Here is an 18,299-nt window from a genome sequence, read left to right on the forward strand (position 1 = left end):
GTGCGCCTCGCGCAAGCGGCGGGAGCGCGTCAGGCGTCCGAGCCGTTGCTGGACGAGCGCCGGCCCCGCTCGTTCACGGGGGTGACGGAGGGAGCTGAGCCCGCCGGCCTGCGGCGGGGGATGCCCTCGTGGACGACCGGCGCGACGCTCGCGCCCGCCTTGGTCGCCGAGCTGCCGTCCGTCGACGCCAGCTGGGGCTGCCCCCCTGCGGTCCCGGGAGACCGCGACGGCGCGCTCTCCTGGGGCAGGCGGACGGTGAACTTCGCGCCCTTGTCGGACGACGCGACCGTGATCGTCCCGGCGTGCTCGTCGACGATCTTCTTCACGATCGCGAGCCCGAGGCCGGTGCCGCCGCGCTTGCCCGAGGTGACGAACGACTGGAAGAGGCGGCCCTGGATCTCCTTGGGGATCCCCTTCCCGGTGTCCGCGACGCAGATCGCGAGGTCGCCCGCGTCGCGGTAGGCGCGGATCGTCAGCGTGCCCCCGCCTGGCCGCATCGCCTCGACCGCGTTGCGGACCAGGTTGTGCAGGAGCCGCGTCATCTTCGCCTCGTCGAACCGCGCGGTCCCTCGGTCCTCGAGCTCCAGGGAGAGCGAGACGCCGGTCCCGGCGAGCTCGTGCTCCAGCTGCTTCTCGATGTCGCCGAAGAACTTGGTCAAGTACACCTTGCGCACGAGGATGCTCCGCTCGCCGCGCGCGAACTCCAGCACCTCGCGCTGCATCGCGCTGATGACGTCGAACTGCTTGAGGATCAGCCGCGCGTGGTCCTCCCTCGTCGCCGCGTCGGGAGCGCCGGCCATGAGCTGGACGTAACCGCTGATCACCGTGAGCGGCGTGCGCATGTCGTGCATCACGCCCGAGAGCAGGCGCCCGATCGTGGTGAGCCGCTCGCTCTGCTCCCGCTCGAGGCGCGACCGGAACAGGCGCAGCGCGGTCGACGCGTTCGCCGACACGAGCCGCAGCAGCGCGCGATCATCCTTCGAGAAGCCGTGGGGGTGCCTGGAGTTGTAGAGGGCCATGGAGCCGATCGGCACCGCGTCCTCGCCCTCGAGCGGCACGGCGATCGCCGTCCTGAGCTCCGCGCCGACGAGCTGGGCGAGCCTCGGCGACACGAGCGTGTCGTCCGGATCCCGGCCCCCGCCCTCGCGCGAGAAGAACACCGCCTCGTTGTTCACCATGGCGCGCCCGACCACCCCTTCGCCGCGGCGCATCGCGATGCGCTTCACCGCCGGCCCCGGGGGGGCCCCGACCACGACGCCCTCCGGCTCCTCTCCGAGGGCGGGCGCGCGGGGCGGCGCGCTGCCCCCGTCGAACGCCGCGAGATCGAAGAAGTAGAGGAACAGCCCGCCCTCGATCTCGTCGACGAGCATCCCCCCCGCCCGCGCCTCGCACGCCCTGCCGGCCTCCGTGATGACCGCGCGCGCGAGGTCCTCCATCGTGGTCGCGCGGCCCATCGCGCTCTCGAGGTCGAAGAGCAGCTTGAGGTCGCTCACGCGGTGCTCGAGCTGCTCCTTCGTCTCGACGAGCTGCGTGTTCTTCTGGATCACCGAGAGGAACAGCCGCGAGTTGTCGATCGAGACGGCCGCCTGCGTCGCCAGCGCGCTCAGCAGCTCCTCGTCGTGGACCGAGAACTCCCCTTCCCCGTGCTTGTTCAGGACCTGGATGACCCCGATGGTCCGGCCGACGTGGTTCTTCATCGGCGCGGCGAGGATCGAGCGGGTGCGGTACCCCGTGACCTCGTCCCAGTCGCGCTGGAACCGGCGATCCCGGTAGGCGTCCTTCACGCGGACGGTGCGCCCCATCTTGGCGACGTGGCCCGCGATCCCCGCGCCGACGGGCAGCTCGATCGCGCGCGCCTCCTCGCCGATGATGATGCGCGACAAGAGCCGCTGCCGCTGCTCGTCGAGCAGGTAGAGGGTGGCTCGGTCCGCGTCGAGCAGCTCGGTGATCTTGTTCAGGATCAGCGCGAGGAGCTGGTCGAGATCCAGGGTGCTGCCAAGGGCCAGCCCGACATCCCGGAGCGCCCGCACCGTCTTGTCGGCGTGGGCGAGGCGCGCCTCGAGCTCCTGTACGCGAGCCTGCAGCGCCTTCGTGCGTTGTTCCGCCTTAGCGGTCACCAGGAGACGCTAACACGACTTCGCCCGGAGGAGCGCGCGCGCGGGCCCCTGCGCGGACCGTTCGTGCGGCAGAGAGCGCTCCCGACGACCCCCGGGAGCGCCCCTGCGACGCGCCGTTACTGGTTCATGCTCTCGAGGAATTCCTGATTGGTCTCGGTGCGGCTCACCTTGTCCAGGAGGAATTCCATCGAGTCGATGACGTTGAGGGGGTGCAGCAGCTGGCGGAGCAGCCACACGCGCTGGAGGATCCACTCCGGCAGCAGCAGCTCTTCCTTGCGGGTCGCGCTCTTGTTGATGTCCAGGCAGGGGAAGATCCGCTTCTCCATCAGCTTGCGATCCAGGTGGATCTCGCTGTTACCCGTGCCCTTGAACTCCTCGAAGATGACCTCGTCCATGCGCGAGCCCGTGTCGACGAGCGCGGTGGCGACGATCGTCAGCGAGCCGCCCTCCTCGACGTTGCGCGCGGCGCCGAAGAACCGCTTCGGCTTGTGCAGCGCGTTCGAGTCGACGCCGCCGGAGAGGATCTTGCCGCTCGGCGGGACGACCGTGTTGTACGCGCGCGCCAGGCGGGTGATCGAGTCCAGCAAGATCACGACGTCGTGCTTGTGCTCGACGAGGCGCTTCGCCTTCTCGATCACCATCTCGGCGACCTGCACGTGCCGCGTCGGGGGCTCGTCGAAGGTCGAGCTGATCACCTCGCCCTTCACGGTGCGCTGCATGTCGGTCACCTCCTCCGGGCGCTCGTCGATGAGCAGCACGATCAGCGTCGTGTCCGGGTGGTTCGCGGAGATCGCGTTGGCGATCTGCTGGAGCAGCACCGTCTTGCCCGCGCGGGGCGGCGAGACGATGAGGCAGCGCTGCCCCTTCCCGATGGGGCAGAGCATGTCGATGATGCGGGTCGAGAAGCTCTTCGTCCCGTTCTCGATGTTGAACTTCTGCTGCGGGTAGAGGGGCGTGAGGTTGTCGAACAGGATCTTGTCGCGAGCGACCTCGGGGGGCTCGCCGTTGATCTTGTCGACCTTGAGCAGCGCGAAGTACGCCTCGCGCTCCTTGGGCGGGCGGATGGAGCCGCTCACGCTGTCGCCGGTGCGGAGGTTGAAGCGCCGGATCTGGGACGGCGAGACGTAGATGTCGTCCGGACCCGGCAGGTAGTTGTAGTCCGGCGCCCGGAGGAAGCCGAAGCCGTCGGGCAGGCATTCGAGCACGCCCTCGCCGTAGACCGGCTGGTCCTGCGCCGCGTGGGCCTGCAGGAGAGCGAAGATGACCTCCTGCTTGCGCAGCCCGGCAGCGCCCTCGATGTTGAGCCCCTTCGCCATCTGGACGAGCTCGGCCATCGGTTTCTGCTTCAGTTCCCTGAGGTGCATGAGTCGGAAAGCTCCAGGATGCGACGGCGCGTGCCCTGTCAAGGGCGTGGAGGCCGTCGGTCGTTGGTTTTTGTTTGGGGGGGTCTAGCGGGTCGGACCCGAGGCGGGGCCGAGCATGTCGTCGATGTCGGCGGGTCGCCAGAGGGAAGAGGGCTCGCCTCGCAACCGGCGCCCCTCACGTTCATGTCGCTCGATCGGCGGGCTATGCTTGCCGATCGGGCGGCGACTCTATCAAGCGCGTCTGCTCTGTCAATGCGCGGCGGGAGGCGCGGACGACGCGCGCGCGTCGTCCGTCGTGCGGCGCGGCACGGACACAGGTCGCCCGCGCCGTCCTTACGAAGAACGGCGCGGGCGAACTGCCCGTGGCCCCCAGGTGCTGCCTGAAGTTGCCTCCCCCGGAACGCGCGGCTAAGTCAAGCTGGTTCCATGGGGCTCAAACAGGTTCAGCTGTTCGTCCGCGGTCGCGTCCAGGGCGTCTTCTTTCGTGCCTCCACGCAGCGCGAGGCCAAGCGGCTCGGCCTCACCGGCTGGGTGAAAAACCGCTCCGACGGCAGCGTCGAGGTCCTCGCCGAGGGGGAGGAGGACGAGCTGAAGGAGCTCATCGCCTGGGCGAACCGCGGCCCGAGCGCCGCGCGGGTCGAGCGCGTCGACGTCCGGTGGCGGGGCTTCTCCGGCGATTTCTTCGACTTTCGCATCACGGATTGAGGCGCTTGGCACGCCACACGTCGGATCCGAGGGGCACAGGCGCGCGATCAGCGCGGCGACGCACGCCGGCGTGCGCGTGGCTCATCCTGATTGGCCTGCTCGCAGCGGCGCCGCTCGCGACGCCTCCGGCGCGCGCCGCCGGCGAGCGCGACGCGGGCACTTCCGCGCCCGCCTCCTCCGCGCTCCCTGAGCTCCCGCGGCTCGCCCCGATCGCCCGCCCGGAGCCTGACATCGCCGCGGTCCGCGAGCTCGACCGGATACTCGACCAGATCACGTCGGAGGACGCGCGCTCGCGGGAGAACGCCCGCGCGGCCCTCGATGAGCCGATCCCTGGCATCGTCGATGCGGTGCGGCTGCGCGTTCAGGACATCCGCGGCTCGCTCGATCGGAGCGCGGCGCCTCGCGTGCTCGCGGACGCGCGCAGAGAAGGCCGCAAGGCGATGAAGGGGGAGGACGAGCGCGACGGCAACAAGAAGAAGACTGCAGACGCGAAGGCCGACAAGGGCACGAAGAAGGGCGCTGGCGACGCAAAGAAGAGCGCCGGTGACGCGAAGAAGGACGCCAAGGCCGAGCAGGGCGCAAAGAAGGACGCCGGCGACGCGAAGGGCGCGAAGAAGGACGCCAAGGCCGACCAGGGCGCCAAGAAGGACGCCAAGGCCGACCAGAGCGCCAAGAAGGGCGCTGACGACGAGAAGGACGAGGGGGACTGGCTGGATTTCATGCTGGCCGCGGCGCGGCCGCGGGACAGCGCGTGGCGCGATGTCGTCAAGCTGCTCGCGATGGAGCGGATGCTCGTCGCTGCAGGCACGACGCCTGCGGTCCGCGAGCTCATCGCGCTGCACGCCTATTTCGGCGAGCTGCTCCGCATCGATCTCCAGCGGCAGGTGGCCAAGCTGCGCGACAAGGCGGTCCCCGCGCTGATCGAAGCGCGCCAGCACGACGCCAAGATCGTCCAGCGGTGGGCCAACAAGCAGCTCGACCTGCTCGGCCGGGCGATCCCCGGCGAGGCGATCGCGTCCAATGACACGCAGATCCTGACCGACGTCCTCCGCGCCTACGGCCGCGTCCGGGACGTGGACGCCGTGCGCGTGATCCTGAGCTTCTGCAACAGCGACCGCGCGCGGCTGCGCGACGCCGCGCGGGAGGCGATCTCCGCGATCGGCGAGCCCGGCATCTGGCAGCTCCGCGACGCCTACCTGGACCTCACCGGCGCGAAGCCGCCGCGCGAGTGGTCGTGGGACCGTGTCGCGCGCGAGCTCTTCGGGACGTACGATCGCGCGCGCCTCGCGGAGGTGTACAAGCTGATGGACGAGGGCGTCGCCGCGGCGAGCGCGGGCAAGCCCGCCGAGGCGACCGACGCGTTCGACAAGGTGCTCGCCCGCGCGCCGCTCTTCGAGCGCCGCAAGGAGATGGTGGACGCCTACGTGGAGCGGGCGCGATCGCTGTCTGCCGACCGGCGCGACGACGCGCTCGCCATGCTGCGCAAGGCGCTGCGCCTCGACGCGCCAGGCGAGCGCGCGAAGAAGGTCGAAGCGGAGATCGCCTACCTCGAGGGCGCGCTCCTCATCGAGCGCGGCACGCCGGACAAGTTCGTGCTGGAGCGTGCGATCGAGCTCGACCCTTCCCACGCCGGCGCGAGGGCGGCGCTCACCTCCCTCGGGGACAAGGTCGCGGAGCGGAAGAGCCAGACGAACCGCCACATCGCCGCCGGAGCGGTAGGTCTCGCCGCGGTGCTCTCGATGTTCTTCATCGCCCGGCGACGGAGCGCGCCGTCGCCCGCTCGAGCGCAAGCCGGCACCGTTCCTGCTCACCCACCGGCGTCTCCTGCTGCCTCGACGCCGCCCCCTCCGCAGCCGGCCGCATCGCCTGCCTCGACGCCGCCCCCTCCGCAGCCGGCCGCATCGCCTGCCTCGGCGCCGCCCCCTCCGCAGCCGGCCGCATCACCATCCTCGGCGCCCCGAGAGCAGGACAGCGCCGTTCCTCCGCAGCCCCAGACGTCTCCCGAGCCGGCCCCGGCCGCCGCCTCGAAGGCGGACCCCGACCTGCCAGCACAGCCTGTCGAGGAGGCGGAACCGCGCAGCGACGACGCCCCTGAAGCCGGCGCGCACAACCGCTGAGCCGTCGCAGCGATCGGCCCCTGAGCGCCGGCCGGGCTCAGAACGCAGAAACGCCGGGCGAGCAGAGCGCTCTCCCGGCGTGCTGTCTGCGACTGTGCCGGCGCCGCGCGGCGCCGGCCTGGTTCCGGCTCAGCCGGCGGTCGTCGCCGGAGTGGCCGGCTCCGCCGCGGCGACCGGCTCGGCGGCCTGCGCAGGCGCGTCCGCGACCGGCGGCGCGTCGATGAACTCGATGAGGCTCATCTGCGCGCAGTCACCGCGGCGCGGACCGAGCTTGATGATCCGCGTGTAGCCGCCCGGCCGCCCCTCGAAGCGCTTCGAGAGGTCGATCATCACCTTCGCGATGATGTCGACCTTCTTGCCGTCGGTCGCGACCCCCCAGCGAGGGATGTAGCTGCCAACGAGCCGCTCGGCGTGGAGCCGGCGCGCCCTGTCGCCGGGGGTGAGCTCCCCGTGCGCGGTGTACGCGACCTTGCCAAGCCGCGTCGCCTTGGTGATGAGCCGCTCGGCCACGCGCCGCAGCTCCTTCGCCTTGGCGTCGGTCGTCTCGATCCGCTCGTGGGTGATCAGGTTCGCCGTCAGGTTGCGAAGCATCGCCCTGCGGCTGGAGGTATCCCGACCAAACTGCCTGCCCGCTTTCTTGTGACGCATGACGTTCCCTCAGTACCGACTCACGCCTGCGCCTGCTGCGCCTTCCAGCGCTCGAGGAGCTGCGGCCAGTTGTCGATCTTCATCCCGAGCGAGAGCCCCATGTTCGCGAGGATCTCTTTGATTTCCTTCAGCGACTTGCGACCGAAGTTCTTGGTCTTCAGCATGTCCTGCTCGGTCCGCTGCACGAGCTCGCCGATGAGCGTGATGTTCGCGTTCTGCAAGCAGTTCGCGGAGCGGACGCTCAGCTCGAGCTCCTCGACGGAGCGGAACAGGTTCTCGTTGAGCGGCTCGTCGTCGCTCATCACCGCCTGGTAGCTCGTCTCCTCGCTCTCTTCGAAGTTCACCCAGATGGAGAGCTGCTCCTTGAGGATCTTCGCGGCGAAGGCGACCGCGTCCGCCGGCGAGACGGACCCGTTGGTCCAGACCTCGAGGGTGAGCTTGTCGTAATCGGTCACCTGCCCGACGCGGGCGTTCTGCACGGTGTAGTTCACCTTGCGGATCGGCGAGAACAGCGCGTCGATCGGGATCGTCCCGATCGGCATGGTCGGCGTCTTGTTGCGCTCGGCGGGCACGTAGCCGCGGCCCACGTTGACCGTGAGCTCCATCGAGAGCGGGCCCTTCTTGTCGAGCACGGCGATGAGGTGGTCGGGGTTGAGCACCGACAGGCCCTCGACCAGCTGGATGTCGCGCGCGTACACGGGCCCAGGCCCCTCGCGGTCGATCCGCACCGAGTACGTCTTCGGGGTGGCCGCCTTGAAGACGACCTCCTTCACGTTGAGGATGATGTCGCTGACGTCCTCCACCACGTCCGGCACGGTGGTGAACTCGTGCAGCGCGCCCTCGATGCGGATGGCCGTCGCGGCCGCCCCCTGGAGGGAGGAGAGCAGCACGCGGCGCAGCGAGTTGCCGATCGTGATCCCGAAGCCGCGCTCCAGGGGCTCACACGTGAACTTGGCGTAGAACTGGGTCCCGCTCTCCGCGTCGATCGAGATGCCCTTGGGCCGGATCAGATCGCGCCAGTTACGGGCGATCATCGTGAGGTTCGGGTTGTTCATCGTCATGACGATCTCCTTCCTTCATGAGGTTTGCGCGGAGGTCTCACGCCGCGGCCGCACTCGACCGATCGTCGCCGCCTCCTGCCCGCATCCTAGGCTCCATGCCCCCGCGCGTGAGCGCGGGACGGCGGCGCCGAAGGGAACCCGCAGCGAGCGCACCCTGCAAGGTGCGCTCGCGACGCCGCCCTCCTCCGCGCCGCCCTCGCGCGATCAGCGCGAGTAGTACTCGACGACGAGCTGCTCGCGGATCTCCGGCTCGTTGAGATCCTCGCGGATCGGCGCGCCCTTGATCGCGCCGGTGAACGCCGCGCGGTCCACGTCGATCCAGCTCGCGACCGGGCGCTTGTCCGCGCCGCCGACGGAGGCGAGGACGAACTTGAACTTGCGCGCCCCCTCGGTGAGCTCGACCCGGTCACCCGCCCGAACGACGTAGCTCGGGATGTCCAGCCGCTTGCCGTTCACGTGCACGTGCCCGTGCCGGACGAGCTGACGCGCCTCGGCGCGGGACGAGCCGAAGCCCATCCGGTGCACCACGTTGTCGAGCCGCCGCTCCAGCAGCCCGAGCATCTCCTCGCCCGTCCGACCCTTGCGCCGGTTGGCCTCCTGGAAATACCCGCTGAACTGCCGCTCGAGCACGCCGTAGATGCGACGCACCTTTTGCTTCTCGCGCAGGCGCACCGCGTACTCGCTCAGCTTGATGCGCCCCTGGCCGTGCTGGCCGGGGGGATACGGACGCCGCGTGTACGCGCACTTCTCGGAGTAGCACCGCTCGCCCTTGAGGTAGAGCTTCATCCCCTCGCGGCGGCAGAGCTTGCAGACCGGACCAATGTAGCGAGCCATCGTGAATTACCTCAAACCCTGCGCCGCTTCGGCGGCCGGCAACCGTTGTGGGGGATCGGCGTGACGTCGCGGATGAGCGTCACCTTGAAGCCAGCGGTCTGGAGCGCACGGAGCGCGCTCTCGCGCCCGGCCCCCGGCCCCTTCACGAACACGGCGACCGAACGCATCCCGTGCTCCTGCGCCCGGCGCGCCGCCTCTTCCGCCGCGAGCTGCGCGGCGAACGGCGTCGACTTGCGCGATCCCTTGAAGCCGCGAGCGCCAGCGGACGACCACGCAATCGCGTTGCCGTTGATGTCCGTGATCGTCACGACCGTGTTGTTGAAGGTCGACTGAATGTGCGCGATGCCCGCGGAGACATTCTTCTTGACCTTCTTCTTCTGCTTGGCCTTCGTGGTAGTGGCAGCCGTCTTCGCTTGCGCCATGGCGTCCTAATCCCCGCTCGTCACTTGGTCGCGGCAGGACGCCGCTGCAACATGCCCTTGCGCGGTCCCTTCCGGGTGCGCGCGTTCGTATGCGTCCTCTGCCCGTTCGCCGGGAGCCCACGCCGGTGGCGGAGCCCCCGGTAGCAGCCGAGGTCCATGAGCCGCTTGATGTTGAGCTGCACCTCGCGCCGCAGGTCGCCCTCGACCTTGTACTCGGCGTCCAGGAGGTCGCGGATCGCCTTCACCTCAGCGTCGCTGAGCTCCTCGACCCGCTTGTTCTGCGGAATGTTGGTCTTCTCGCAGATTTGCAAGGCGAGGGTCCGCCCGATGCCGAACAGGTACGGCAGGGCGTAGGCGACATGCTTCCGACGCGGGAGATCGACACCAGCGATACGAGCCATGGTTACTCCAAACCGAAACGGGGGCGGGGTTCCGCCGAAAGAGCTAGTTCCCCTGGCGCTGCTTGTGGCGGGGGTTCTCGCAGATAATCCGAACGACACCACGCCGCCGGACCACCTTGCACTTGTCGCAGATCTTCTTGACGCTCGGGCGCACCTTCACGGGGAGCCTCCAGATTCCTCAAAAAACTACGTTACTTATGCCGGTACGTGATCCGGCCTCGGCTCGGGTCATACGGCGAGACCTCGACGGTCACGCGGTCACCCGGCAGGATCTTGATGTAGTACTGCCGCATCCGGCCGCTGATGGTCGCGAGGACGCCGAGGCCATTGTCCGCCTTCACGCGAAACATGGCGTTCGGCAGGGCCTCTTGAACCACGCCGTCGAACTCGAGCTTGTCGCCCTTCGGTTCTTTCGGCGGTCTGGTCTGATTCTTACGCCTCATTCTCCACCCGAGCCCGGCCGGCCAATGGCCGACAGCACCCTGTGCGTCACTTCGTCAGGCTTCCCGACCCCATCGACGCGATGCAGCAGGTTCTTCTGCTCGTAGAACGGCAGAAGGGCCGCCGTCATCGCCTCGTAGGCATCGAGACGCTTTGCAACAGCCTCGGGCCGATCATCGGCCCGATGCTCTAGCTCCGCACCGGGGGGCGGCGGATTATAGACGAGATGATATATCTGTCCACTGCGTTTGTCAGTTCGGCGGTGGATCAACCGTTCCTCGAGCAGGGGACGCGCCACGTCCAGCTGGATCACCGCATCGATCCGGGTGCCGCCCTGGCTGGCGAGCAGCTCGTCGAGCGCGTCCGCCTGGGGCACCGTCCTGGGAAATCCGTCCAGGAGGAAGCCATTGCTGCAGTCGGGCTCGACCGTCCTGCGAGCGATGAGGCCGATGACGGCCTCATCCGGCAGGAGTCCGCCAGAGTCCATGATGTCCAGATAGCGCTTCTCCAGCGTCCCCGACCGCTTCGCCTCGCGCAGCATGTCGCCTGTCGAGATTTGCGGGATGCCGAAGCGGGCGCACAGCAGCTTCGCCTGCGTACCCTTCCCAGCTCCAGGAGGCCCGACCAGAACCAAGATCATTTGCCCTCCATCACGCTTCCGGGAGCCTGCGGCCCCGGATGCGGGTGGCACCGGGGCCCGTCAGCCCCTCGTAGCTCCGCGTGATCAGGTGCGCCTCCAGCTGGTTCACCGTGTCGAGCGCGACGCCGACGACGATCATGAGCGACGTGCCTCCGAAGCCGAAGGGGACACGCAGGAGGTTGCCGACGATCGAGGGCACCACGCACACCGCGGCGACATAGAGAGCGCCGCCCACGGTGATCCGCTGGATCACGCGGTGGATGTAGTCCGCCGTCTGCTTGCCTGGCCTGATCCCGGGGATATTTGCCTGTTGCTTCTTCAGGTTCTCCGCGACGTCCACCGGCTGGAACGTGACGTTCGTGTAGAAGAAGCAGAAGAAAACGATGAGCAGCGCGTAGCCGGTGTTGAAGACCCAGTCCCCCCGGTTGATGATCGCCTGAAGGTGGTCGGCCCCCGGGACGTTCATGTTCGCGAGCGTCTGCGGGAACATCAGCAGCGACGACGCGAAGATGGGGGGGATGGTCCCGGACGTGTTCACCTTCAGCGGCAGGTGCGCCGTCTGCCCGCCGTAGACGCGACGACCGACCTGGCGCCGCGAGTACACGATCGGGATCTGACGCCTGCCGTTCTCGAAGAAGGCGATGACCGCGATGACGAACACGATGAACGCGGCGATCGCGGCCATCGTCAGCGGCTGGAGGTCGCCGGCGTTCTGGGCGAAGTAGTTGCCGATCTCCGCCGGGATGCGCGTGACGATGCTCGCGAAGATCAGGAGCGAGACGCCGTTCGAGACGCCGCGCTCCGTGATCTGCTCGCCGATCCACATCAGGAACGCGGTCCCGGTCGTCAGCGTGATGACCGTCATCAGCTGAAAGCCGATGCCGGGGTGGTTCACGATCCCGGCCCCGGTCTCGCTGCTCGACAGGCCCTCGAGCATCTTCGCGATCGAGAAGGCCTGGAACAGCGAGAGCGCGACCGTGCCGTACCGCGTGTACTGATCGATCCGCCGGCGCCCCTGCTCGCCCTCTTTCCGCAGCTCGTCGATGGGCTTGTAGACCATGCCCATGAGCTGCATGATGATCGAGGCCGAGATGTACGGCATGATCCCGAGCGCGAAGATCGACAGGTTCTCCAGCGCGCCGCCCGAGAACATGTTGAAGAAGCTCAGGAGCCCGCCGGACTGCTTCGCGACGTACTGCCGCATCGCGTTCCGGTCGACGCCGGGCGTCGTCACGAAGACGCCGACCCGGTAGACCGCGAGCATCACCAGGGTGAAGATCACGCGTCGCCGGAGCTCGGGGATCTTGTGGAAGTTGGTGATTCCCGCGAGGCTGGCCATAGGCGATCCTGGACTCCGGCTGGGTGGGTGCGCGTGCGCGCTGACTACGAGGACGAGGAGTCCGTCGAGCTGCCCTGGGGTGCAGGCGCCGCGAGCACGACCGCCTTGCCCCCCGCCTTCTCGATCTTCTCGACCGCTCCCTTGGAGAAGCGGTGCGCCGTCACCGTGAGCTTCTTCGTGAGCTCACCGTCGCCGAGGATCTTCAGCACGTCGAACCGCCCCTGCACGAGGCGGCGCTCGTGGAGCGCGATCAGATCGACCTGGGCGCCATTGTCGAACGCCTCGAGGTCGCCGACGTTGACGTTGACGACGATGTCCGCGAGCGGGTTGCGGAAGCCACGCTTCGGGAGGCGACGCTGGATCGGCGTCTGGCCGCCCTGAAAGTGCTTCTTGTTGATGTTGCCGCCGGCCCGCGCCTTCTGCCCTTTTTGTCCGCGGCCAGACGTCTTGCCGACGCCCGACCCCACGCCACGGCCAACGCGGAGCCTCTTGGTTACGGCGCCCTCAGGGGCTTGGAGCTTAGAAAGAATGTCCATGTTTCACACTTCCGTACGCGGCGACTCCGCTGGAATGACGATCTCGCTTCTCAGGCCTTCGACGAGGTCGCTCCGTCGGCGACCTCCTCGACCTCGACGAGGTGGAGGACCTTCTTCACCATGCCACGGAACGAGGGCGTGTTCGCGACGACCACCACGGACCCCGGCCCACGCAGGCCGAGCCCCTTGATGATCTTGCGGGTGTGCTCGACCTGGCCGATGTTGCTGGCCTTCTGACGTACCCGGAGCTTCACTGCGAGCCTCCTTCACCGCCGCCGCTCGGTGCACCACCGCCGCCGCCCGGCTTCCCGGGGGGCGGCGCCACGCTCGCGCGCCGTCGACCCGCGGTGTTCGTGCTACCGCGGCGCTGGTAGTCGAGCGAGTCGAGCTGCATCGACCGCTTGCCGGCGACGCTCTCCGGGCTCTTGAGCCCACGGAGCGCGGCGACGGTCGCGTGCACGACGTTGTGCGGGTTGCTCGTGCCGAGCGACTTCGACAGCACGTCGTGGATCCCCGCCGACTCGACGACTGCGCGCACCGCGCCGCCAGCGATGACGCCCGTCCCAGGGCTGGCCGGCTTCAGCAGGACCTTGCCCGCCCCGACGTGACCGAACGAGTCGTGCGGGATGGTCACGCCGTCCAGGGGAATGCGGAACAGGTTCTTGCGAGCCTGATCGTTCCCCTTGCGGATGGCCTCCGGCACCTCGTTGGCCTTGCCCAGGCCGATGCCCACGTGCCCCGCTTCGTCGCCCACCACGACCAGCGCCGAGAAGCTGAAGCGCCGGCCGCCCTTGACGACCTTGGCGACGCGGTTGATGTGGATGACTCGCTCTTTCAGCTTCTCTTCGTCGACATGATCGAACGCCATAACCGTCCTCTATCACGTTCTCCGCCGCGGCAGTTGACCGCGCCCGCCGCCCTCACCATCAGGGCAGCGGCTGTGGGAGTCAGAAATCGAGACCTGCCTCGCGCGCCGCCTGGGCGAGGGCGCTGACGCGCCCATGATACAGATAGCCGTTGCGGTCGAAGACGACCTTGTCGATCTGCCTGTCCTTGCAGATCCTCGCGATCAGAGCCCCGACCTTCTTCGCCGCCTCGACCTTGTTGTCCTCGTCGAGGGAGCCCTTGAGGTCCTTCGACAGAGTCGAAGCGTGGGCGAGGGTCTTGCCGCTCACGTCGTCGATGACCTGCGCGTAAATGTGCTTCGAGCTGCGAAAGACGCTGAGGCGCGGGCGCTCCGGCGTCCCCTCGACCTTCTTGCGGATACGGAGCTTCCGGCGCTCCCGACCGACGATTTTCATGCCCATGACCGTCTCGTCCCTCGGTGCAGCGGCGTACACGCCGCCGCTCGCCTTTACTTCTTGCCGCCCTTGCCGGCCTTGCCAGCCTTCTCCCGCACGCGCTCGCCGCGGTAACGGACGCCCTTGCCGCCGTACGGCTCCGGCGGCCTGAAGCCACGGATCGTCGCGGCCGTCTGCCCGATGAGCTCCTTGTCCGCGCCCGTCAGGACCAGGATGGTGCCCTTCGAGTCCGCCGGGATCGTCGCCGTGAGCCCCGTCGGCACCGGGAACGTCACCGGGTGGGAGAAGCCGAGGGCGAAGTTCAGCGTCGTGCCCTTGAGCTCGACGCGATAGCCGGTCCCCTTGAGCTCGAGCGTCCGCTCGTAGCCCTCGGCGACGCCCTTCACCATCGCGGCCACGAGCGCCCGCGTGAGGCCCTGGAGGCGCGACGCGTCGCGCCCCGGCGCCACCGAGCTCACGTGCAGCTTGCTGCCCTCGAGCTTGATGTCCACCTTGTCGGTGATCGCGCGGGAGAGCTGGCCCTTCGGGCCCTTGACGTCGATCTTCCGGCCGTTGACGGTCGCGGTGACCCCCTTCGGAAGGTCGATCGGGCGCTTGCCAACGCGCGACGTCTTCGGAGCGAGCCGGCTGTCACCGTTCGCGGGCTGGGCTGCGTTCGCCTGAGCTTCCATCACCACACCTCGCAGATCAGCTCGCCACCCATCTTCAGGCGGCGCGCATCCCTGTCGCTCATGAGCCCGCGGGACGTGCTCAGGATCGAGATCCCGAGCCCGCTGAACACGCGCGGGATCCTGTCGTGACGCACGTACACGCGGCGCCCGGGGCGGGAGACGCGGCGCACGCCGTCGATCGCGCTCTGTCGATCGCGCCCGTACTTGAGCACGATCGTGAGCTTCTTGGGACCCTCGCCCTCGGTCTCGCGCACGTCGGCGATGAAGCCCTCGGACTTGAGGATCTCCGCGACCGCGGCCTTGATGCGGCTCGCGGGGACCTCGGTCCGGTCGTGCCGCGCGAGCGCCGCGTTGCGAATGCGGGTCAGCATGTCGGCGATGGGATCGGTCATCATAGAATCACCAGCTGGCCTTGATCACACCAGGGAGCTCACCACGCAGCGCGAACAACCGAAGGCAGACGCGGCAGAGCTCGAAGTCGCGGTAGTAAGCGCGCGCGCGCCCGCACACCTTGCAACGGTTCTTGTGCCGCGTAGAAAACTTCGGCGGACGGTTCAGCTTCGCAAACTCTTTTGCACGGGCCATCGAAAATCCCTCAATGCCGGAACGGGATGCCAAGCTCGGTCAGGAGCGCGCGTCCTTCTTCGTCCGTCTTCGCCGTGGTCACGAACGAGATGTTGAGCCCCTTCACGACATCGATCTTGTCGTAGTCGATCTCGGGGAAGATGATCTGCTCGCGCAGGCCCATCGTGAAGTTACCCTTGCCGTCGAACCCCTTCGGGCTCACGCCCTTGAAGTCGCGAACACGCGGGAGAGAGAACGCGATCAGGCGATCCACGAACTCCCACATCCGCTCGGCACGAAGGGTCACCATCACCCCGATGGGCAGGTTCTCGCGCAGCTTGAAGGTCGCGATCGACTTCCGGGCCCGGGTCACCACCGGCTTCTGGCCGGAGATCGCCCGCATGTCCTCGACGGCGGAGTCGATGATCTTCGGGTTCTGCACCGCGGCGCCGAGACCCATGTTGATGACCACCTTCTGCAGGCGGGGCACCATCATCGGGTTCTTGTAGCCGAACTTCTTCGCGAGCGCGGCCGTCACGCTCTTCCTGTAGTGCGTGCGAAGCCGCGGGGCGTAGTTCGGGTCGCGCGGGCGCTCCTCGGCCGGCCCGGAGGCCTCGGCGTCGGCGCCCTTGGCCTTCGCGCCCTTGGCTTCCTTGCTCTTGGCGGGCGCCTGGGGCTTGGCCTGCTGCGGCTTGGGCTTGTCCTTGCCCTTGCCGGCGTCCTTGGCCGCCTTGTCCTTGTCCTTCTTGTCCGCCATGGCTAGCCCACACCGATCGCGCTGCCGCTCTTGCCGACGCGCGTCTTCTTGCCGTCCTCACCGACGCTGACCTTCACGCGCGTCGGCTTGCCCGTCGCCGGATCGACCGGCATGACATTCGAGGCGTGAATCGGCGCCTCCTTGGTGATCTTCCCACCCTCCTGGTTGCGAGGCGTGGGCCGCTGGTGGCGGGTCACCGTGTTCAGGCCTTCCACGACCACGCGATCCTCGTCAGCGAGGATCTTGGTGATCCGGCCCTGCTTCCCCTCCTCCTTGCCGCTGATGACCTGCACGAGGTCACCGACCCTGAGGCGCTTCATCAGAGGACCTCCGGAGCGAGAGAGATGATCTTCATGAACTTCTTCGCGCGGAGCTCACGAGCGACCGGCCCGAAGATACGGGTACCGATCGGCTCCTTCTCCTTGTTGATGAGGACCGCGCTGTTCCCGTCGAACTTGATGTAGCTGCCGTCCGAGCGCTGGTACTCCCGGGCGGTGCGGACGACGACGGCGCGCGCCGTCTCGCCCTTCTTCACCTTGGTGCCCGGCAACGCCTCCTTGATCGAGACGACGATGACGTCGCCGAGGGCGGCGTACTTGCGGCGCGAGCCGCCGAGCACCTTGATGCACTTCACGATTCGGGCGCCGGAGTTGTCCGCGACCTCGAGATGCGTCGACACCTGGATCATGGCGCTACTCCTCCACCGGGCGGGCAACGAGCTTGGTCACGAGCCACCGCTTGTCGCGGGAGATCGGCCTGTGCTCCGTGATCTCGACGCGATCGCCCACCTTGTACTGGTTCGTCTCGTCGTGCGCCTTGTAGCGCTCCCGCTGACGGACGTACTTCTTGTACACAGGGTCGAGCGCGTTCCGGATGACCTCGACGGTGACCGTCTTGTTCATCTTGTCGCTGGTCACCTTGCCGACCAGCTTGCGCCGGAAGCCGTGCGCCTTCGCCTCGGTCTCGGCCTGCGCAGGCGCCGCGGCTGCCAGCTCGGGCGCCGCAGCGGCCGGCTGCTGGGTCTCTGCCTTCTTCTTCGCCATGGCTACGCCTTCTCCTCGGCACGCGCGCGCTGCGTGAGGATCGTCTTCACCCGCGCGAGATCCCGCTTCGCCTTGCGGATCGTCGCCGTGTCGTTGAGCCGATTCGTGAAATTCTTGAACCGCGACTCGAACAGGCCCGCCGCCAGAGATTTCTCGAGCTCGCGCAGGTGCTCGGTGGTGCGTTCACGCAAATCCTTCGCCTTCATCGCCTACCTCACGTCAGCCCGCGGGCGAGGAACTTGCACTGCATCGGGAGCTTGTGCGACGCGAGGCGGAACGCCTCCTTCGCAGTCTCCTCGCTCACGCCGCTGATCTCGTACATCACGCGGCCCGGCTGCACGAGCGCGCACCACTCCTCGGGCGCGCCCTTGCCCCCACCCATGCGGACCTCGAGCGGCTTCTTCGTCACCGGGCGGTCCGGGAAGATGCGGATCCAGAGCTTGCCCGCGCGCTTCACGTGCCGCTGGATCGCCATACGAGCCGCCTCGATCTGCCGCGAGGTGACGCGGGCAGGCTCGACGCACTGGAGCGCAAAGTCGCCGAAGGAGACGTCGCTGCCCGTCATGGCGAGGCCGCGGTTGTTCCCCTTCTGCATCTTGCGGAACTTGGTTCGCTTCGGAGACAGCATTCTGCAATCCCTCTACTGGATCCGGCGCGCCTTACGCTGCAGGACCTCGCCCTTGAACATCCAGACCTTCACGCCGATGATGCCGACCTTCGTCTTCGCCTCGGCCAGGCCGAACTCGATGTCGGCGCGGAGCGTGTGCAGCGGCACCCGGCCCTCGCGGTAGGTCTCGACGCGGCTCATCTCGCTGCCACCGAGCCTGCCGGCGCAGCGCACGCGGATGCCCTTCGCGCCGAACTTCATCGCGGTGGCCACCGCCTTCTTCATCGCCCGGCGGAACGCGATCCGGCGCTCGAGCTGCGTCGCGATGTTCTCGGCGACGAGCTGCGCGTTGGTCTCGGCCTTCCGGACCTCCTGCACGTCGATGAACACCTCGTTGTCGGTGAACGACGACACGCCGGGGAAGAGCGTCTCACCCTTGGACGCGGTGCCGACGTTCCCGCTCTTCAGCGTCTCGATGCCCTTGCCGCCCTTGCCGATCACCATGCCGGGGCGGGCGGTGAAGACGATCACCTTCGCGCGGTTGGCGGCGCGCTCGATCTCCACGCCGGCGATGTTGGCGTTGTAGAGGTACTGCTTGATCGCGCGCTTGATGCGGATGTCCTGGTGGAGCCACTTCTGATACGCAGCGCCGTCCTCGTACCACTTGCTGCTCCACGTCTTGATGACACCGACGCGGAAGCCATACGGATGGGTCTTTTGTCCCATATCGG

Annotated in this window: 26 protein-coding genes and 1 pseudogene; 2 read left to right on the top strand and 25 right to left on the bottom strand. The window is 68.0% G+C overall.

The genetic code is table 11. From position 1 onward, the window contains the following. Window positions 1-29: 29 nt before the first annotated feature. Window positions 30-2,117: a GAF domain-containing protein gene (locus WMF45_RS43695; protein WP_437712546.1), complete on the bottom strand. Its 2,088-nt coding sequence runs from the start codon at window positions 2,115-2,117 to the stop codon at window positions 30-32. 116 nt (window positions 2,118-2,233) lie between these two features. Then, window positions 2,234-3,481 carry a transcription termination factor Rho gene (gene rho, locus WMF45_RS43700; protein ID WP_012240541.1) on the bottom strand — a complete coding sequence of 416 codons (1,248 nt, stop codon included), beginning with the start codon at window positions 3,479-3,481 and terminating at the stop codon, window positions 2,234-2,236. Between the two features lie 426 nt (window positions 3,482-3,907). On the opposite strand from rho, the gene yccX reads away from it, so the two are divergent. Both yccX and WMF45_RS43710 read left to right on the top strand, forming a co-directional pair. Then, complete coding sequence (yccX, locus tag WMF45_RS43705; RefSeq protein ID WP_012240542.1) at window positions 3,908-4,186, top strand: acylphosphatase; 279 nt, start codon at window positions 3,908-3,910, stop codon at window positions 4,184-4,186. A gap of 5 nt (window positions 4,187-4,191) precedes the next feature. After that, on the top strand, window positions 4,192-6,303 hold the full coding sequence (locus tag WMF45_RS43710) for a hypothetical protein (RefSeq protein WP_437712548.1): 2,112 nt from the start codon (window positions 4,192-4,194) through the stop codon (window positions 6,301-6,303). A gap of 129 nt (window positions 6,304-6,432) precedes the next feature. Here WMF45_RS43710 and rplQ read toward each other — a convergent pair whose 3' ends face one another. From rplQ to rpsC, 23 genes and pseudogenes are all read right to left on the bottom strand, one after another. Then, window positions 6,433-6,951 (bottom strand): 50S ribosomal protein L17, encoded by a 519-nt coding sequence (rplQ, locus tag WMF45_RS43715; protein WP_437546521.1) that lies wholly within the window; start codon window positions 6,949-6,951, stop codon window positions 6,433-6,435. Window positions 6,952-6,971: 20 nt separating this feature from the next. Further along, entirely contained in the window at window positions 6,972-8,012 is a 1,041-nt protein-coding gene (locus WMF45_RS43720) for a DNA-directed RNA polymerase subunit alpha (RefSeq protein ID WP_012240545.1), read from the bottom strand. Window positions 8,013-8,216: 204 nt separating this feature from the next. Beyond that, window positions 8,217-8,846, bottom strand: a complete 630-nt coding sequence (gene rpsD / locus WMF45_RS43725) for a 30S ribosomal protein S4 (RefSeq protein ID WP_437712550.1) — start codon at window positions 8,844-8,846, stop codon at window positions 8,217-8,219. A gap of 11 nt (window positions 8,847-8,857) precedes the next feature. Next, window positions 8,858-9,268 carry a 30S ribosomal protein S11 gene (rpsK, locus tag WMF45_RS43730; protein WP_012240547.1) on the bottom strand — a complete coding sequence of 137 codons (411 nt, stop codon included), beginning with the start codon at window positions 9,266-9,268 and terminating at the stop codon, window positions 8,858-8,860. 20 nt (window positions 9,269-9,288) lie between these two features. Further along, window positions 9,289-9,669 carry a 30S ribosomal protein S13 gene (rpsM, locus tag WMF45_RS43735; protein WP_012240548.1) on the bottom strand — a complete coding sequence of 127 codons (381 nt, stop codon included), beginning with the start codon at window positions 9,667-9,669 and terminating at the stop codon, window positions 9,289-9,291. Window positions 9,670-9,712: 43 nt separating this feature from the next. Beyond that, complete coding sequence (rpmJ, locus tag WMF45_RS43740; protein ID WP_012240549.1) at window positions 9,713-9,829, bottom strand: 50S ribosomal protein L36; 117 nt, start codon at window positions 9,827-9,829, stop codon at window positions 9,713-9,715. Window positions 9,830-9,860: 31 nt separating this feature from the next. Continuing rightward, window positions 9,861-10,112, bottom strand: coding sequence for a translation initiation factor IF-1 (gene infA / locus WMF45_RS43745; protein ID WP_012240550.1), 252 nt, complete (start codon window positions 10,110-10,112; stop codon window positions 9,861-9,863). Beyond that, window positions 10,109-10,750, bottom strand: a complete 642-nt coding sequence (locus WMF45_RS43750; RefSeq protein WP_437712552.1) for an adenylate kinase — start codon at window positions 10,748-10,750, stop codon at window positions 10,109-10,111. The genes infA and WMF45_RS43750 overlap by 4 nt, the downstream gene beginning before the upstream one ends. 10 nt (window positions 10,751-10,760) lie before the next feature. Then, the gene (gene secY, locus WMF45_RS43755; RefSeq protein WP_437712553.1) at window positions 10,761-12,089 is read right to left on the bottom strand and encodes a preprotein translocase subunit SecY; all 1,329 of its coding nucleotides are present in this window, start codon (window positions 12,087-12,089) and stop codon (window positions 10,761-10,763) included. Between the two features lie 44 nt (window positions 12,090-12,133). After that, a complete protein-coding gene (gene rplO / locus WMF45_RS43760; protein ID WP_437546532.1) occupies window positions 12,134-12,625 on the bottom strand; it encodes a 50S ribosomal protein L15 in 492 nt (163 codons plus the stop codon). A 50-nt stretch (window positions 12,626-12,675) separates the two neighbouring features. Continuing rightward, on the bottom strand, window positions 12,676-12,879 hold the full coding sequence (rpmD, locus tag WMF45_RS43765) for a 50S ribosomal protein L30 (RefSeq protein ID WP_437295775.1): 204 nt from the start codon (window positions 12,877-12,879) through the stop codon (window positions 12,676-12,678). A gap of 134 nt (window positions 12,880-13,013) precedes the next feature. Further along, window positions 13,014-13,493 (bottom strand): annotated as a pseudogene (rpsE, locus tag WMF45_RS43770) (30S ribosomal protein S5); the annotation flags it as partial. A gap of 79 nt (window positions 13,494-13,572) precedes the next feature. Continuing rightward, window positions 13,573-13,932: a 50S ribosomal protein L18 gene (gene rplR, locus WMF45_RS43775; protein WP_437712555.1), complete on the bottom strand. Its 360-nt coding sequence runs from the start codon at window positions 13,930-13,932 to the stop codon at window positions 13,573-13,575. Window positions 13,933-13,979: 47 nt separating this feature from the next. Next, entirely contained in the window at window positions 13,980-14,597 is a 618-nt protein-coding gene (gene rplF, locus WMF45_RS43780) for a 50S ribosomal protein L6 (protein ID WP_437712557.1), read from the bottom strand. Further along, window positions 14,597-14,992 carry a 30S ribosomal protein S8 gene (rpsH, locus tag WMF45_RS43785; protein WP_012240558.1) on the bottom strand — a complete coding sequence of 132 codons (396 nt, stop codon included), beginning with the start codon at window positions 14,990-14,992 and terminating at the stop codon, window positions 14,597-14,599. Before rpsH ends, rplF begins: the two co-directional genes overlap by 1 nt. A 4-nt stretch (window positions 14,993-14,996) precedes the next feature. Further along, window positions 14,997-15,182 carry a type Z 30S ribosomal protein S14 gene (locus WMF45_RS43790; RefSeq protein WP_012240559.1) on the bottom strand — a complete coding sequence of 62 codons (186 nt, stop codon included), beginning with the start codon at window positions 15,180-15,182 and terminating at the stop codon, window positions 14,997-14,999. Between the two features lie 10 nt (window positions 15,183-15,192). Then, on the bottom strand, window positions 15,193-15,918 hold the full coding sequence (rplE, locus tag WMF45_RS43795) for a 50S ribosomal protein L5 (protein ID WP_437712559.1): 726 nt from the start codon (window positions 15,916-15,918) through the stop codon (window positions 15,193-15,195). Window positions 15,919-15,920: 2 nt separating this feature from the next. After that, window positions 15,921-16,238 carry a 50S ribosomal protein L24 gene (gene rplX / locus WMF45_RS43800; RefSeq protein ID WP_437712561.1) on the bottom strand — a complete coding sequence of 106 codons (318 nt, stop codon included), beginning with the start codon at window positions 16,236-16,238 and terminating at the stop codon, window positions 15,921-15,923. Next, the gene (gene rplN, locus WMF45_RS43805; protein ID WP_012240562.1) at window positions 16,238-16,606 is read right to left on the bottom strand and encodes a 50S ribosomal protein L14; all 369 of its coding nucleotides are present in this window, start codon (window positions 16,604-16,606) and stop codon (window positions 16,238-16,240) included. The genes rplX and rplN overlap by 1 nt, the downstream gene beginning before the upstream one ends. A gap of 4 nt (window positions 16,607-16,610) precedes the next feature. Continuing rightward, a complete protein-coding gene (gene rpsQ, locus WMF45_RS43810; protein ID WP_272102908.1) occupies window positions 16,611-16,910 on the bottom strand; it encodes a 30S ribosomal protein S17 in 300 nt (99 codons plus the stop codon). 53 nt (window positions 16,911-16,963) lie between these two features. Next, window positions 16,964-17,167, bottom strand: a complete 204-nt coding sequence (gene rpmC, locus WMF45_RS43815) for a 50S ribosomal protein L29 (protein WP_437277610.1) — start codon at window positions 17,165-17,167, stop codon at window positions 16,964-16,966. An 8-nt stretch (window positions 17,168-17,175) separates the two neighbouring features. After that, complete coding sequence (rplP, locus tag WMF45_RS43820; RefSeq protein WP_012240565.1) at window positions 17,176-17,589, bottom strand: 50S ribosomal protein L16; 414 nt, start codon at window positions 17,587-17,589, stop codon at window positions 17,176-17,178. Window positions 17,590-17,601: 12 nt separating this feature from the next. Next, a complete protein-coding gene (gene rpsC / locus WMF45_RS43825) occupies window positions 17,602-18,294 on the bottom strand; it encodes a 30S ribosomal protein S3 (protein ID WP_061609597.1) in 693 nt (230 codons plus the stop codon). Between the last annotated feature and the right edge of the window lie 5 nt (window positions 18,295-18,299).

Source organism: Sorangium sp. So ce448 (assembly GCF_051520915.1).
Taxonomy (GTDB): domain Bacteria; phylum Myxococcota_A; class Polyangia; order Polyangiales; family Polyangiaceae; genus Sorangium; species Sorangium cellulosum_B.

Excerpts from the sequence above, each read along its gene's own strand:
- rpsM (WP_012240548.1), bottom strand. The coding sequence starts at position 9,669 with ATGGCTCGTATCGCTGGTGTCGATCTCCCGCGTCGGAAGCATGTCGCC.
- WMF45_RS43720 (WP_012240545.1), bottom strand. The coding sequence starts at position 8,012 with ATGACGATGAACAACCCGAACCTCACGATGATCGCCCGTAACTGGCGC.
- rplQ (WP_437546521.1), bottom strand. The coding sequence starts at position 6,951 with ATGCGTCACAAGAAAGCGGGCAGGCAGTTTGGTCGGGATACCTCCAGC.
- yccX (WP_012240542.1), top strand. The coding sequence starts at position 3,908 with ATGGGGCTCAAACAGGTTCAGCTGTTCGTCCGCGGTCGCGTCCAGGGC.
- rpsH (WP_012240558.1), bottom strand. The coding sequence starts at position 14,992 with ATGATGACCGATCCCATCGCCGACATGCTGACCCGCATTCGCAACGCG.
- rpmC (WP_437277610.1), bottom strand. The coding sequence starts at position 17,167 with ATGAAGGCGAAGGATTTGCGTGAACGCACCACCGAGCACCTGCGCGAG.
- infA (WP_012240550.1), bottom strand. The coding sequence starts at position 10,112 with ATGAGGCGTAAGAATCAGACCAGACCGCCGAAAGAACCGAAGGGCGAC.
- rplN (WP_012240562.1), bottom strand. The coding sequence starts at position 16,606 with ATGATCCAGGTGTCGACGCATCTCGAGGTCGCGGACAACTCCGGCGCC.
- rplO (WP_437546532.1), bottom strand. The coding sequence starts at position 12,625 with ATGGACATTCTTTCTAAGCTCCAAGCCCCTGAGGGCGCCGTAACCAAG.
- rplX (WP_437712561.1), bottom strand. The coding sequence starts at position 16,238 with ATGAAGCGCCTCAGGGTCGGTGACCTCGTGCAGGTCATCAGCGGCAAG.
- rpsC (WP_061609597.1), bottom strand. The coding sequence starts at position 18,294 with ATGGGACAAAAGACCCATCCGTATGGCTTCCGCGTCGGTGTCATCAAG.
- rplE (WP_437712559.1), bottom strand. The coding sequence starts at position 15,918 with ATGGCGGACAAGAAGGACAAGGACAAGGCGGCCAAGGACGCCGGCAAG.
- WMF45_RS43790 (WP_012240559.1), bottom strand. The coding sequence starts at position 15,182 with ATGGCCCGTGCAAAAGAGTTTGCGAAGCTGAACCGTCCGCCGAAGTTT.
- rplP (WP_012240565.1), bottom strand. The coding sequence starts at position 17,589 with ATGCTGTCTCCGAAGCGAACCAAGTTCCGCAAGATGCAGAAGGGGAAC.
- rplF (WP_437712557.1), bottom strand. The coding sequence starts at position 14,597 with ATGGAAGCTCAGGCGAACGCAGCCCAGCCCGCGAACGGTGACAGCCGG.
- WMF45_RS43750 (WP_437712552.1), bottom strand. The coding sequence starts at position 10,750 with ATGATCTTGGTTCTGGTCGGGCCTCCTGGAGCTGGGAAGGGTACGCAG.
- rpsD (WP_437712550.1), bottom strand. The coding sequence starts at position 8,846 with ATGGCTCGCTACATTGGTCCGGTCTGCAAGCTCTGCCGCCGCGAGGGG.
- rho (WP_012240541.1), bottom strand. The coding sequence starts at position 3,481 with ATGCACCTCAGGGAACTGAAGCAGAAACCGATGGCCGAGCTCGTCCAG.
- secY (WP_437712553.1), bottom strand. The coding sequence starts at position 12,089 with ATGGCCAGCCTCGCGGGAATCACCAACTTCCACAAGATCCCCGAGCTC.
- rpsK (WP_012240547.1), bottom strand. The coding sequence starts at position 9,268 with ATGGCGCAAGCGAAGACGGCTGCCACTACCACGAAGGCCAAGCAGAAG.
- rplR (WP_437712555.1), bottom strand. The coding sequence starts at position 13,932 with ATGGGCATGAAAATCGTCGGTCGGGAGCGCCGGAAGCTCCGTATCCGC.